This window comes from Microcystis flos-aquae FACHB-1344, from assembly GCF_014698375.1.
Classification (GTDB): domain Bacteria; phylum Cyanobacteriota; class Cyanobacteriia; order Cyanobacteriales; family Microcystaceae; genus Microcystis; species Microcystis aeruginosa.
In genome coordinates, this window is sequence record NZ_JACJSW010000158.1 from 1 (window position 1) to 14,664 (window position 14,664).

At 43.9% G+C, this 14,664-nt stretch carries 11 protein-coding genes; 6 read left to right on the forward strand and 5 right to left on the reverse strand.

Annotated elements, in window-relative coordinates:
• Window positions 1-287: 287 nt before the first annotated feature.
• Window positions 288-1,481 carry a Coenzyme F420 hydrogenase/dehydrogenase, beta subunit C-terminal domain gene (locus H6G48_RS14600; protein ID WP_104398406.1) on the reverse strand — a complete coding sequence of 398 codons (1,194 nt, stop codon included), beginning with the start codon at window positions 1,479-1,481 and terminating at the stop codon, window positions 288-290.
• Between the two features lie 115 nt (window positions 1,482-1,596).
• Entirely contained in the window at window positions 1,597-2,514 is a 918-nt protein-coding gene (locus H6G48_RS14605; protein WP_190722300.1) for a histone deacetylase family protein, read from the reverse strand.
• A 160-nt stretch (window positions 2,515-2,674) separates the two neighbouring features.
• Between H6G48_RS14605 and H6G48_RS14610 the strand changes: the two genes are divergently transcribed.
• Together H6G48_RS14610 and H6G48_RS14615 are read left to right on the forward strand one after the other, a co-directional pair.
• Window positions 2,675-3,544 carry an alpha/beta fold hydrolase gene (locus H6G48_RS14610; protein ID WP_190722301.1) on the forward strand — a complete coding sequence of 290 codons (870 nt, stop codon included), beginning with the start codon at window positions 2,675-2,677 and terminating at the stop codon, window positions 3,542-3,544.
• Window positions 3,545-3,623: 79 nt separating this feature from the next.
• The gene (locus H6G48_RS14615; RefSeq protein WP_190722308.1) at window positions 3,624-4,562 is read left to right on the forward strand and encodes a glycosyltransferase family 2 protein; all 939 of its coding nucleotides are present in this window, start codon (window positions 3,624-3,626) and stop codon (window positions 4,560-4,562) included.
• Window positions 4,563-4,626: 64 nt separating this feature from the next.
• Here H6G48_RS14615 and H6G48_RS14620 read toward each other — a convergent pair whose 3' ends face one another.
• The 3 genes from H6G48_RS14620 to H6G48_RS14630 form a co-directional block, all read right to left on the reverse strand.
• Window positions 4,627-4,899 carry a hypothetical protein gene (locus H6G48_RS14620; RefSeq protein WP_190722302.1) on the reverse strand — a complete coding sequence of 91 codons (273 nt, stop codon included), beginning with the start codon at window positions 4,897-4,899 and terminating at the stop codon, window positions 4,627-4,629.
• Window positions 4,838-6,262 carry an ammonium transporter gene (locus H6G48_RS14625; protein ID WP_190722303.1) on the reverse strand — a complete coding sequence of 475 codons (1,425 nt, stop codon included), beginning with the start codon at window positions 6,260-6,262 and terminating at the stop codon, window positions 4,838-4,840. Before H6G48_RS14625 ends, H6G48_RS14620 begins: the two co-directional genes overlap by 62 nt.
• 492 nt (window positions 6,263-6,754) lie before the next feature.
• Entirely contained in the window at window positions 6,755-8,191 is a 1,437-nt protein-coding gene (locus tag H6G48_RS14630) for an ammonium transporter (RefSeq protein ID WP_190722304.1), read from the reverse strand.
• A gap of 646 nt (window positions 8,192-8,837) precedes the next feature.
• Here H6G48_RS14630 and ribD point away from each other — a divergent pair.
• The 4 genes from ribD to H6G48_RS14650 all read left to right on the forward strand — a co-directional run bounded on the left by ribD (window position 8,838) and on the right by H6G48_RS14650 (window position 14,626).
• Complete coding sequence (gene ribD / locus H6G48_RS14635; protein WP_190722305.1) at window positions 8,838-9,935, forward strand: bifunctional diaminohydroxyphosphoribosylaminopyrimidine deaminase/5-amino-6-(5-phosphoribosylamino)uracil reductase RibD; 1,098 nt, start codon at window positions 8,838-8,840, stop codon at window positions 9,933-9,935.
• 259 nt (window positions 9,936-10,194) lie between these two features.
• Entirely contained in the window at window positions 10,195-12,168 is a 1,974-nt protein-coding gene (htpG, locus tag H6G48_RS14640; RefSeq protein ID WP_277925616.1) for a molecular chaperone HtpG, read from the forward strand.
• Window positions 12,169-12,513: 345 nt separating this feature from the next.
• The gene (locus H6G48_RS14645; protein WP_190722307.1) at window positions 12,514-14,016 is read left to right on the forward strand and encodes a DEAD/DEAH box helicase; all 1,503 of its coding nucleotides are present in this window, start codon (window positions 12,514-12,516) and stop codon (window positions 14,014-14,016) included.
• 208 nt (window positions 14,017-14,224) lie between these two features.
• Window positions 14,225-14,626: a 4a-hydroxytetrahydrobiopterin dehydratase gene (locus tag H6G48_RS14650; protein ID WP_147073796.1), complete on the forward strand. Its 402-nt coding sequence runs from the start codon at window positions 14,225-14,227 to the stop codon at window positions 14,624-14,626.
• Window positions 14,627-14,664 lie beyond the last annotated feature (38 nt).

Consider the following 14,664-nt stretch of genomic DNA (forward strand, 5'->3'; position numbering starts at 1 on the left):
AATCATAGTTAAGAGCGTTGGAAAAGAGGGTCTGTAGGCGCACGGATTTTCCATTATGAATATAATATCATGTCAAGGGGCTTTTGTCAAGAGAAAATTTGACAACATCCAGATTTAGTAAAATGTAGTTAGACGGCAAAAATCTCTGCTTTGACTTGAAGCTAACAATCCGTCGTAACGCACCACCTATCATTGACTTGAGGCAAAGTATTCGGGGGATAACCTATCGCTGAAACCGTAGATTTCCTATCTGAATGCTGCGCCCCTACTTTTTCAGCATACCCTAATTAATCGGGCAATTTATACTGTTCCACAATCTTTTTAGCATATTCAGGAACATGAGCCGCTAATTTTTCAGGATAATTACGTTTAACATAAAGGTAATTACGGGTAAAGTGAGAATCGATGGAAAAGCGAGCATATTCTAAACCTTTAGGCCCGATTTTTTCAATTACTACTCCCATCATTTTTGCCGCCCACATAGGTAAAGTTACACCTTTATCGTAGGCGGGAATGCTATTTTGTACCGCCTGTTTTCTATCACCACTAGACATAACATCTTGGGTATCTAATTGGTCTTTAACTAACTCTAACATTTCCTTGCCCGTATCATTACGAACGACAATCCATTGCCAGCCAAAAGGTGCGCCCATATAGCCCACAACTAAATCGGCAAGGGAGTTAACATAATCAAAACAAGTCATACAGGAAGGGGCAAAAACATCCTTTAATTTATTAGTCTTTAAGCCAAAAAAGGGAACCATTTCCATCGAGCCGTCTTCGTGTTTAAAGTGTACCCGAAAATCCTGCATAAATTCGTAATGAACCACAGTTTCTGGGGAACGACTGGTAGTTTCTAGAAACTTTTGCAGTCCTGAGCGGGTGACATTATCGACGCAGGGAGTTCCTAAGACATATAATTTTTCTAAGCCTAATTTTTTTTCTACTGCTCTTAGGGCTTGAATTTGACAACCAACTCCGATAACTAATAACCGTTTCATGCCCGATTTTTCAATTTCTTCTAGGACTGATAAATTGGGAGAAAGAGTCGGTTTATTAACTTTAGCGGCGAGAATTTCTTCAGTGGTACGGGCGAGAATCGGTTGCGGTTGAAAGCGATCCTCGGCGGTATTCTGCACACAAACCACCCCTTCTACTAAACCACGATTGAGCATTTCACAGGCAATTGTACTGACAATTCCTGTCCATTGCGCCCCGGGAATAGCTTGTTTTTTCTTGGCAGCCATCATCTCTTGATGAACACCAAAATAGAGATCATTTTCCTGATTTAAGTCGCGACTTTTGCCGTGTGCTGCTGCTTCTAAATCGGCGATTTGTTGATTGAGAAAAGCACAAGCTTCTTTAACATAGTGAATGTAATAAGTGTCACAAAGTCCGCACTCGCTACACAATTCTTTGGCAGGACGACGACTATTGGGCTTGAGGGCTTTGGCTTTGAGGTGTGGCGCAAGCGAGTTCATAATCTTAAAAGGCAACTAGGTCAAGGGTTTTTTTCTATCGATCGTTTACCTTACCGCATTCCATCACTTTGTTAGCAATCTTTTTAAAGAAATGTAACGATTACCCGGAATAGGATCAGAGCAAAGCTTCTAAGGTGGCGACGACGGAAGCCGCTAAAGCTTCTAAATCATAACCACCTTCTAAGCCGAAAAGCAGCGGTTTATTGAGAGTTAAGAGGTATTTGGTTAAAATTCCATAATCCTGTGGGTGTAAACAAATTCCCGCCAGAGGATCCGCTTGATTGGCATCATATCCAGCACTAACAATCACTAAATCCGGTTGAAAATTTTTCAGAAAAGGTATGACTTGCCCCTCAAAATGTTCTTGATAATCTTTAATCGTACTTCCCGCCGATAAGGGAATATTCAAAACATTATTAAACTCACCTTTTTCTCTCGCTTCTCCCGTGCCGGGATAGAAGGGGAATTGATGGAGGGAACAATAGGCAATCTGGGGATGATTTTCGACTATATCCTGGGTGCCATTGCCGTGATGCACGTCCCAATCAAGAATCGCTACTTTTTGCACTCTTTTGTTTTCTAAAGCATAATAAGCCGCAATAGCAGCATTAGAAAACAGACAGAAACCCATGCCATAATTAGAAGTGGCATGATGTCCGGGAGGACGGGCTAAAATAAAGGCAGGATCGCCGGTGGATAAGACTCGATCGACTCCATCTAACCAGCCACTAACCGCTAGTAACGCCACATCGTAACTACGGGCAGAAACGGGAGTATCTGCATCCAATCTTCCCCCACCCTGTTGACAAATTCGCCGCAATATATCAACATAATCTTGATTATGAACTTGTTTAATCAAAGGGATTACTTCGTCGCGAATTTCGATCGGTGTGGGTAAATGCCATGTTAATTTTGACTGCCATTCTGTTTGTTTTAAAGCTCCGACAATTGCCGTTAAACGCGCCGCTTTTTCGGGATGGTAAATACCTGTATCGTGATCGAGAAATTCATCGGAATAGATAATCGAGATCATAATCAAATTACTGCTTAACTCGTTGATTTTTGAGCAACCCAATGGTTTTAATCTACCAGAAAAGCAGCGGCTTGAGGAGCTATAGTGAAAAAACTTTACTGATTGGGTCACTTTTACCTGATGATGCAATTATCTTTCCCCAAGGTGACAGGAGGCAAAAATGCTGACAAATTTTCGGAAATTTCAACTAGAAGTTAATGGCATTACTATCAATGGTATCAAAGGTGGGCGCGGTTTTCCGCTGCTTTTGCTCCATGGTTATCCCCAAACCCATCAAATGTGGCATAAAATCGTCCCCCGATTAGCGGCCAATTTTACGGTGATCGCCACGGATCTGCGGGGCTACGGGGATAGCGATAAACCCTTACCCCTAGAGGATTCTAGCAATTACTGCAAGCGGGTGATGGCCCTCGATCAGGTGTTGCTGATGGAAAAATTTGGTTATCAGGAGTTTTATCTAATCGGCCACGATCGAGGGGCGCGAGTTTCCCACCGTCTCGCCCTTGATTTTCCCGAAAAGGTCAAAAAAATCGTTTTACTCGATATAGCACCAACGATGGCGATGTACGAGGCGACTGATAAAACTTTTGCCACTGCCTACTATCATTGGTTTTTCTTGATTCAGCCTTCCCCTTTTCCCGAAACCCTGATCGCCGCTAATCCCGATTATTATCTGCAACATTGCTTGCAAAGTTGGGGTCGAGATTTTAGCGCTTTTACAGAGGAAGCTTTGGGGGAATATCGGCGTTGTTTTCGAGATTTAAGCACGATAACCGCCACCTGTGCCGATTATCGGGCCGCCGCTACCATCGATTTAGAGCATGATCGTCAGGATTTAGACCGGAAAATTTCCTCTCCCCTCTTGGTTCTTTGGGGAAAAAAAGGTTTCATTGCACGTCAATACGATGTGATCGCTCTTTGGCAGCAGCGAGCTAATCAAGTCACCGGACAGGCGATCGCCAGCGGTCATTTTTTACCAGAAGAAGCACCAAAAGAGACGGGACAGGCGATCGAAGATTTTCTTCGCTAAGTAAAGAGATTGACGGCAGAATTCTCTGAGTTAGGAGTCAGATTTTTCAATCAATTACTGGTCAAATATTATTATGCAAATGCTAAAATATTCCCTGATTGTCCCCATCTATAACGAGGAAGAAACTATTGACGAACTGTATCGCCGGGTGAGTGCCATCATGAATAATTTAGATGGGGCGGTAGAATTAATCCTAGTAAATGATGGTAGTAAAGATAGTTCCTTAAAACTGCTGCGAGAACTGCACAAAGCTGATTCACGAGTATGTTATATCAGTTTCGCCCGCAATTTTGGTCATCAAGCGGCGGTAACTGCTGGACTTAATTTTTGCCGAGGACAAGTAATTATTGTTTTGGATGCCGACCTGCAAGATCCGCCCGAATTAATTCCCCAAATGATTGAAAAATGGCAAGAGGGGTATCAAGTAGTTTATGCCCAAAGAACCAAAAGAAAACAAGAAAGTTGGTTTAAAAAACTGACGGCCTATCTCTTTTATCGTTTGCTTAAAAGACTAGCCGATGTGGATATTCCCGCCGATACAGGAGACTTTTGTTTAATGGATCGTCAGGTGGTAGATCTATTAAATTCTCTCCCAGAAAGAAATCGTTATATTCGTGGGTTGCGCGCTTGGATTGGCTTTCCACAAACTGCGGTTAAATTTGAGCGGGATGCGCGCTTTGCTGGGGAAGTAAAATATACCTTTAGCAAATCATTATCTTTAGCTATTAATAGCCTAGTATCTTTTTCCCGTGTCCCCTTACGTTTTGCCACCTATCTAGGATTATTTTCTGCCCTGATATCTTTGATTATGGCTCTGTTAGTATTATATTGGCGTTTACAGCAACCCGACTCACCGATCACGGGTTTTGCCACGATTATGATCGCTATATTTTTTCTGGGTTCTGTGCAGCTAATTAGCATCGGAATACTAGGAGAATATATCGGCAGAATTTACGAGGAAGTTAAAGGCAGACCCACCTACACAATTGCTGAGTTAGCTGGCTTACAAAATTCTTGATTATTGTCAGTAGGAATCGCTAATTTTTTGCTGTTTTGCCCATCTAGATAAAACTTGATCCTCCCTAGCGATCGCTACTCATGCGGCCTTGGCGGAGAGTTTTTGGGTCTTGGAGAATCTCTGGACAATAACGATCGAGCATTCTTGGCCAGCGACGGACAGGCTCACAATCCCCGGTGACAGAGACAAGACGACCAAAAACGGAATTTTTTAGCCCAGTTTCACAGAGACGAAATTTCGCCTCTGTTAGCCAGACTGATAGCTGATTGGAATCGCTAATAATTTTCTCGAGGATTTGTGGTCGGAGAATTTTCTTGGTAGGAAAAGCTGCTACCAAACTCGAATTCTTGTCCGTAGGCTTCCTCTCCGTGTTCAGGAACATCTAACCCTTCTGCTTCCGTATTCGGTTTAACCCGCAGCTCCATAAATAGACTGAGAACTTTCAGGATAACAAAAGTACCCACGGCAGCAAAGATATAAGTAGCGGCAACGCCAACAAATTGCGTCCACAGTAACCCCGGATTCCCAAAAAATAAACCATCATTTCCGACTGGATTAACTGCTTTTGTGGCAAAAAGCCCCGTAAGCAGCGCCCCTATTGTCCCGCCGACACCATGGACAGGATAGGTATCCAAAGAATCATCAAAGCGCAATTTTGCCCGCAGACTAACCGCAAAAAAACAGGTAAGGGCAGTGATCGAACCAATGAGAATCGCCCCGATCGGCAGCACATAACCGGCAGCGGGAGTAATACCCACTAATCCCCCTAAAAATCCACTAGCAATACCGATCGCCGTCGGTTTACCCCGTAAAATCCATTCTATAAGCATCCATGTCAAACCACCGGCCGAAGCGGCGATCGTGGTATTAACAAAAGCTGTCGTGGCTAGGGAACTAGAGGAAAGCGCGCTACCACCATTAAAACCAAACCAACCGAACCAGAGTAAACCGATACCTAGGAGAACAAACGGCACATTATGGGGTGCATAGGTTTGGACACCAAAACTACGCCGCGGACCGATCATCCAGGCGGCCACCAGTGCGGAAATCCCGGAACTAATGTGAACAACGGTTCCACCAGCGAAATCCAGCGCCCCAGTGGCTGCCAACCAACCCTTACCCCAAACCCAGTGAGCTAGGGGAGAATAGATCAAGGTGGACCAAAGCAGTAAAAACCAAAAATAGGCTTTAAAGTTGACCCGTTCCACGATCGCACCCGAAATTAAAGCCGGGGTGATGATCGCAAACATCATCTGATAGACCATAAACACTTGATGGGGAACGGTGGGTGCATAACCGATATCGTCAGGTGCGGCGGCGGTGACACCGTTGAGAAAAATCCAATCTAGTCCCCCGATAAAAGCTTCAATTCCCTCGCCAAAACCACTTTTACCCGGGGTGACATCGAAAGCGAGACTATAACCCCAAAGCACCCAAGTTACACCGATGACGCCCATGGCCACCAAACTCATCATCATGGTGTTGAGGACGTTACGGGAACGCACTAAACCCCCATAAAAAAAAGCCAGTCCGGGGGTCATTAATAAAACTAAAGCCGACGAGATCAGCATCCAAGCTGTATCTCCAGCACTAATCGGATTGGGGGGAGCGGCGGCGACGGTTTCCGCAAAAACCGGGGCAACTCCGAAATTGAATCCCAGTCCCAGCAAAAGCATGGTTATTCCTACGATCTTTTTCATTGTCGGTTGGTGGTTAGTAGCAAGATTAATTTTTTCTGTCCGTAAAGAGACAAAAACCGAAAGAGAAAAGGTTTAGAAGGCAATTATAGCCACCGATCGCATCGGGGCGAGGCCTTCTTCCTTTTCTCTTTAACTTTGTCGGGGATAAGTTAATCTATCTTTACAAGGTTTACCGATACTTTTTTGTTAACATACATTAACAATGCACTTTAAGAGAATCTCTTAAAGAGGGGGTATCTCCCAAAGTCTAAAACCTTTGGTTTTAGACGCATGAACTGACGTGCTGTCTTGGTTATCGACTAAAACCACGCTTGGATGTTACGTCATTGCTTAGTTATCGTATTGGCAACTTATCAGTATAGAGGTTGCTTGCTAACTGGGGTTTTCACCTGGACTCCTCTATGGTAAACGTGTACGCGCCAGTTCGTCAATCCCTGCTAAATATTAGCCAATATTAGCTATGGGTAGCATTTCTGCCGGATGTTTATTACCCTAACGAGTGCTAGGCGTTTCCATGTCAACACTGGAAGCATAATAGCCGCCGGCAACGATATCGGACTCCTTGACGAAACCGCTATAGGCTTCCATTCCGTGTTCACCCACATCCAGACCTTCCAATTCTTCTTCGGGAGTAACACGAATACCGAGGGTAGCCTTGAGGATTGTCCAAACAATACCACTAACAATCACGGTAAATGCCCCTACTGCCACAATTCCGATAATTTGGTTAATAAACAGTTGGAATTGACCGGTGATTAAACCCGCATCTTTGTTGAAGATACCGACGGCTAAAGTTCCCAACACACCACAGACGAGGTGAACGGAAGTGGCACCCACCGGGTCATCAATTTTCAGGTTATCGAAGAAAGACACCGAGTAAACCACGACTACGCCGGCGATTAAACCGATGATTGCCGCCGACCAATAGGATACACCATCACAACCGGCAGTAATGGCCACTAAACCAGCCAGAATACCGTTAATAATCATCGAAAGGTCGGGTTTACCATCTTTGAACCAAGCGGTAAGGGTAGCGGCAATGCCACCCGCGGCCCCGGCGAGGTTAGTGGTGACAGCGATATAGGGGACAGTTTCATTAACCGCTAAAGTAGAACCGGGGTTAAAACCGAACCAGCCAATCCAGAGAATTAAACAACCCAAGGTCGCAATACTCATGTTATGGCCGGGTAAGGCACTGGTGCGACCGTTGATGTATTTGCCCATTCTCGGGCCGAGAATTGCCGCCCCGGTTAAAGCAGACCAACCACCCACCGAGTGAACCACCGTCGAACCGGCGAAGTCTTTAAAACCAAGGTCAGCTAACCAACCGCCACCCCAAACCCAGTGACCAGTGATCGGGTACATGATACCGACGATAATTAAGCTAAAAACGAGGAAATCGACGAATTTAATCCGTTCTGCCACGGCCCCAGATACAATGGTTGCCGCCGTTCCCGCGAAAGCGACTTGGAACAGGAAGAACACCGAAGTGGGCAAATATTTCGGCATGGCGTAGGTGGCAGGATCGCTACTGCTGAGGAACCAACCTCCTGTACCGAAAAATTCGTTACTGACAGACCCGAACATCAGGGAGAAACCGATCGCCCAAAATGATATGGTGGAGAGGGCGAAAACGATCAGGTTTTTGGCGAGAACGTTAACGGCATTTTTCTGGCGACAGAATCCCGTTTCTAGCATCGCAAAACCCGCGTTCATAAAGATCACGAGGATGGCGGCAATTAAAACCCAGATTGTATTGAGGGCGTTTTGGACATCTTCGGGGGTTAAGGGTTTCGCATCTTGGGCCTGTACGGCCGTGTTCCAAACCACAAAAATAATCGCGGACAAAGGAACACAGGCTAACCAGACAGGGTTAATTTTCGGTAACAAACCGACAAGTTCCCCGGATTTTCGAGCAATTCGTTTCATCGTTAATTCGTTTACTTTGTTGAGTTAGTAGGTCGATTCATTACTATTGAAAATAATTACCGAGCAATTATGTCCGTTCAACCGCTAAATCCTAGGAACAGGGGTCAATCATTTCAGAAGACCAAACACCTAGGGATTTATCTTGATGTGTGAGTAGTCAATGTTTTTCGATCTTTGTTTTTTTGATCTGAGATTTCTGTATTCGTTGATACATTTCATTTTAAAATAATAAGTAGTTGGACAAAAGTAAAGTTAACTGTGGGGTAAGGAGTCAGTATTCTCCGAGTCAGTATTCTCCGAGTCAGTATTCAGGAGATTATTTTTATTTATTCTCCCCACACCCTAGTGTCGTTTCATTCTCTCAAATGTCATTCTCTCAAATCCTTATCTGGCAACGTTTTTAGTCGATTTATCGGAATAAATATCTGAAAATTTTTCAAAACGTCGTGCTTTGCTTACCTCATAAGCGATTAAAGGTAGCAAAAAAAAGAATTAGATTCGGAGAATGAATCAGCCCTACCCCACACCCCATCACCCCATCACCCCATCACCCCTGTCTCCCAATTCATAATTTATAATTTATAATTCCCACTGATTACTGATCACTGATCACTGAAAAGTCTCCCCTCATTTGGAGAAATAAACCATGACCCAGGCAACAGAATTCGATCGCACAATGATGCAAAGATGTCTAACCCTTGCTAGGCAAGCCTTGGGGCGGACTTCTCCTAATCCCTTGGTCGGTTCTGTGATCGTTCAAGAGGGTATAATTATCGGTGAAGGTTTTCACCCAGGGGCCGGACAACCCCATGCAGAAGTTTTCGCCCTGAGACAGGCAGCAGAAAAAGCTCGTGGTGCCACTTTATACGTCAATCTTGAACCCTGTAACCACTATGGACGTACTCCACCCTGTAGCGAGGCAATTATGCGAGCGGGCATTAAAAAAGTGGTGGTGGGGATGATCGATCCTAATCCCTTGGTGGCGGGGAAAGGCATTCAAAGATTAGAATCGGCAGGTATCGAGACGCTGGTGGGAGTGGAGGAGTCCGAATGTCGTCAACTCAATCAGGGTTTTATCCATCGCATCACCGCTAAAAAACCCTTCGGTATTCTCAAATATGCCATGACTCTCGATGGCAAAATTGCCGCTACTAGCGGTCATAGCACTTGGATTACTAGCCCCGCTTCTCGCCAAATAGTCCATCAATTGCGATCGGCCTGTGATGCGATTATCGTCGGCGGTAGCACTGTCCGTCAAGATAATCCCCACCTAACCACTCACGGCCTCTCCGATCATAATCCCCTGCGCGTGGTCATGACTCGATCGCTCGATTTACCCTCCTCCGCCCATCTTTGGGATACCAGTCAATTTCCCACGCTTGTTTATACACAAATTGATTCTAATGTCAAGCTTAAGCAACAATTATTAACAAAAGGCGTGGAAGTGATCGAACTAACCGCGGTGACACCCACTTTAGTGATGGAAAATCTTGATCAAAGGGGATTTTGTCAGGTTCTGTGGGAGTGCGGCGGCGGTTTAAGTGCAGCAGCGATCGCTGAGGGCATGGTACAAAAAATTATCGCTTTTATCGCGCCCAAAATCATCGGGGGAATCCAGGCACCTACTGCCGTAGGTGATTTAGGTTTCCAGTTAATGAGCCAAGCTTTACAGTTAGAAAATGTCACGGTTAATTATCTCAATCCCGATATTTTGATTGAGGGATATCTGCAAAGTAAACAGTAGAGCTACTGCAATTCTGGCTCAATCGGCAAATCTCAACCAACCGCTTGTAAAAGTCAAAAAGTCATCAATAACCGCGATAATCTGGCACTTACCCCTAATTTTTGCGATCGAGTTCTAGAAATAGCCCCGCTGCCGTTAAATGCCTTTATCGGTACGGTTATCCCCCTAGAAGAAGTTGGGCAATCGCTCTGTGATCAATGCTGCCATTATCGAGCAGAATAAAAAAGTTAGAATAGTCAAACCCTTACTGATTGAACGTATGACGGTACTCGAAAAAGGTAATATCACGATTCATACCGAGAATATCTTCCCTATTATCAAAAAATCCCTCTACACTGACCATGAAATTTTTCTGCGGGAATTGATATCTAATAGTGTTGATGCCATCTCGAAGTTAAAAATGGCTTCTTTAGCAGGAGAAGCGAGAGGAGAAGTCCCTGAACCAGAAATTAATCTCGCCATCGATAAAGAAAATCGTACCCTATCAATTACCGATAATGGCATCGGGATGACGGGGGAAGAAATCAAGAAATATATTAACCAAGTTGCCTTTTCCAGTGCGGAAGAATTTATCAATAAATACCAAAAATCAGCCAACGATTTAATCGGTCATTTTGGCCTAGGTTTCTATTCGGCTTTTATGGTGGCTAAAAAGGTAGAGATTGATACTCTTTCCTATCAAGAAGGTGCTACCCCTGTCCATTGGTGCTGTGATGGTTCTCCAGAGTTTGAATTAACCGATTCTTCCCGCAGCCAAATCGGCACGACTATTACCCTAACTTTGATGGATGAGGAAGGGGAATATTTAGAACCTGCCCGCATTCGCCAGTTAGTCAAAACCTACTCAGATTTTATGCCCGTTCCCATTAAAATTGATGGGGAAGTGATTAATCAACAACGGGCTTTATGGAAAGAATCTCCTCAAAATCTGACTAAAGAAGACTACCTAGAATTCTATCGTTATCTCTATCCTTTCCAAGAAGAACCTTTACTCTGGGTACATCTGAATACCGATTATCCTTTCTTGCTCAATGGCATTCTCTACTTTCCCAAACTCAGACCGGATGTGGATGTCTCAAAAGGACAATTAAAGTTATTCTGTAATCAGGTTTTTGTCAGCGATCATTGCGAGGAAATTATTCCCGATTTCCTGATACCCTTGCGAGGAGTTATCGATAGTCCAGATATTCCTTTAAATGTGTCTCGAAGTGCTTTAACCAAAGATCGCACCGTTCGCCGTATTGCCGATTTTATTGCCAAAAAAATTGCTGATCGCCTCAAATCTCTCTATAACGAAGACGCGAAAGAATATATTCGTTGTTGGGGAGATGTGGGAACTTTTATTAAATTTGGTTCCTTGAAAGAGGATAAATTTAAACAGCAGGTAGAAGATATTTTAATCTATCGGACTACCTACAAACCCCCAGAAACCCCGGTACAAGTGGCAGTGCAAACCGCCGAAGGTGACGCATGGCAAGAAGCAACGGCGAAAACTCCCCTAGAAGCGATCGAACAGGAAGGTTATACTACTCTCAAAGCCTACCTAGAACGCCATAAAGAACGCCACGAAAATCGAGTTTTTTACTGTACCGATCCTCGTAGCCAATCCACCTACGTTGAACTCTACAAAAATCAAGGTTTAGAAATCCTTTTCTTTGATTCTTTCATCGATACTAATTACTTTATTCCTTTCCTAGAAAGAGAATACTCCGATGTGAAATTCACCCGGGTTGATTCTGAATTAGACTCGACGCTGCTCGAACAGGATCAAGCTAGTGAAATTATCGATCCCGCCAGTAATAAAACCCGGGCTGAATTGATCAAAGAAATCTTCGCCAAAGCTCTCGATAATTCCCGCATCAATATCAAAACTGAAGCCTTGAAATCCGATGATCCCCAAGCTACTCCCCCGGCAATTGTCTTACTTCCAGAAGCGATGCGACGCTTACAGGAAATGACGGCAATGATGCAACAAAAAGCCATGGCTTTCCCCGAAGAACATATTCTGATGATTAATACTAATCATCCCCTAATTCAACAGATTATCCAGATTAGTCAGGGAAGTATTGTTACCGGTAGCGGCGAATCTCCATCGGCGCAATTAGCGAAAATGCTCTGTCAGCACGTTTATGATTTAGCTTTAATCGCTCAAAAAGGATTTGATGCCGAGGGAATGCAAGCTTTTGTGGAACGTTCCAATCGCGTTCTGACTAAGCTAACCGAAAAGATTTAATCTATTGCCAAACTTTAGCTGTTTCGATATGCTGAGAGTGTGTTAATTCACACTCTATTTTTTTAACCTGATCAATATGATCTAGCGATAAGCTATCTTGCCGCCGTCAGCCTTGAATAAGTTATCAGTTATCAGATGTAAGTTTTCAGTTCACTTATACTGTTTACTGTTTACTGTTTACTGTTTACTGATAACTGATAACTGATAAGTAGGGAGGCACAATTATTTGTAGGATGGGTTAGCGGTAGCGTAACATGAGCGGGCGTTGGGTTTCATGCTTCAACCCAACCTACGTTCTGTTTACTGATAACTGATAACTGATAACTGATAACTGATAACTGAAAAATGCGCTTACCCACCCTCAAATATGAGCGAGGAACCTTAATTCTCCATCCACCACCAAAAGGGAAAAAATGGCTAGATTTTGCCACTTGGGATGATCGTATCGAAAGATTTCGCATTTTGGCCATTCATTATCGTCCTCTCGTGGAAACCCTACAGGAGGAGGGCATTAACTTCCAAGATGAAGCAAAAGCTTTCAACAATTTAGAATTAATTGCCAGTTTTGAACGGGAACCCTACCCCCACCAAACGGAAGCGTTAATCGCTTGGAAAAAATCCCAGAGAAGGGGTGTTATCGTCCTTCCCACCGCTGCCGGTAAAACCTATCTTGCCCAATTAGCTCTACAATCGACTCCCCGCAGTACCTTAATTATCGTGCCGACTATTGATTTAATGCACCAATGGTATGCCCAGATGTTGGCGGCTTTTCCCGATGCCGAGGTGGGATTATTAGGGGGAGGTTCTAAGGATAATAGTGCTATTTTAATCGCCACCTATCAAAGTGCGGCAATTTATTCAGAAACTCTTGGCAATCGTTACGCTTTTTTGATTTTTGATGAATGTCATCATTTACCATCGGATTTCTTTCGGAAAATAGCGGAAGATTCGATCGCACCCTATCGTTTAGGCTTAACAGCAACACCGGATCGCGGCGATGGTAGTCATCAAGATTTAGATTATCTTATTGGTGCAATTGTTTATCAAAAAAGTCCCCAAGACTTGTCAGGAAAAGCCCTAGCCGATCATGAAATAATTCAAATTAAAGTGAAACTATCTGCCAAAGAACAGGAAAAATATCAAGAAGCAATTAAAATTCGCAATGATTTTTTAAGAAAAAATAATCTCAGTTTGTCTGGTTTAGATGGTTGGCAAAATTTTGTCATGATTAGTGCCAGAAGTAGCGAAGGGCGCCGGGCCATGTTAGCGCACCGGGAGTCGAAGGAAATATCCTCCGGAACCCAGGGAAAATTGCGGGTTTTAGCCGAGTTAATCTGTGAACACCATCCGGAACCAATTTTGATTTTTACCAACGATAATGCCACAGTTTACCGCATTTCCGAGAGCTTTTTAATACCTGCCATAACCCATCAAACTCCCGTGAAAGAACGCCATGAAATCCTGACCCGTTTTCGTCAGGGAGAATACAAAATTCTGGTGACTTCCCATGTTCTCAATGAAGGGGTTGATGTGCCGGAAGCGCGCATCGCGATTATTTTATCGGGAACCGGTTCCACTAGGGAATATATTCAGCGTTTAGGACGGGTGTTAAGAAAAGGACAACAAGAGGATAAACGGGCGATTTTGTATGAAGTGATAGCCGAAAATACCACGGAGGAAAAAACCTCCCAACGACGACGGGGAGAGCAGAAAAATAAAACTAGCTATAAAACCGGTAATCGACAATTGGAATTATTGCCTTCTGCTCCGAAAAAATCTTTTTCTTTCCCGAAAGCTGCCGAATCTTCTACTCCTTGGGTCAGTTCTCCAGAGTCAGAGGAAGAATAAAAAATTTCTCTGGGGGATTTTCATCTATAATAAAGGTAAGTAGGTAGGTGTTAAAAGTTGTCAGATACCCCCCTTATCAAGGGGGGAAGGGGGGATCCCCCCGCCTATCGGCACCCCCCTTATCAAGGGGGGCAGGGGGGATCAGAGGCAAAATCTATCTTCAATTTAATTATAACTACTTACTTAAAAAATCTAGATTGATACCCCTATGACCGAACTTGCCCAACAAAAATGTCAACCTTATCAATCGGGTTCTTCTCCTATCACTGCCGAGGAAATTACCGCTTTACAGGCTAAAATTCCCGATTGGAATCTCTTAGAATACGAGGGTATTCCCCGTCTGCAAAAACTCTATAAATTTGCCAATTTTCAAGAGGCAATCGCCTTTACTAATGCCGTGGGAGAAGCAGCGGAAAAAGAAGGCCATCACCCCGCTTTATTGACAGAATGGGGTAAAGTTACCGTTTCTTGGTGGACCCATGACGTGGGCGGATTACATCAAAATGATTTCATCATGGCTGCCCGTACCGATGATATTTATCGAAAATTTGGGTCTAAAACCCCGTCCTTTAGCGTAGCGGAGGACGGCTTGACATTTCTAGCTAAATAGTTTACCATGGTAAATATAGTCTGGTAAACAAGATGTTA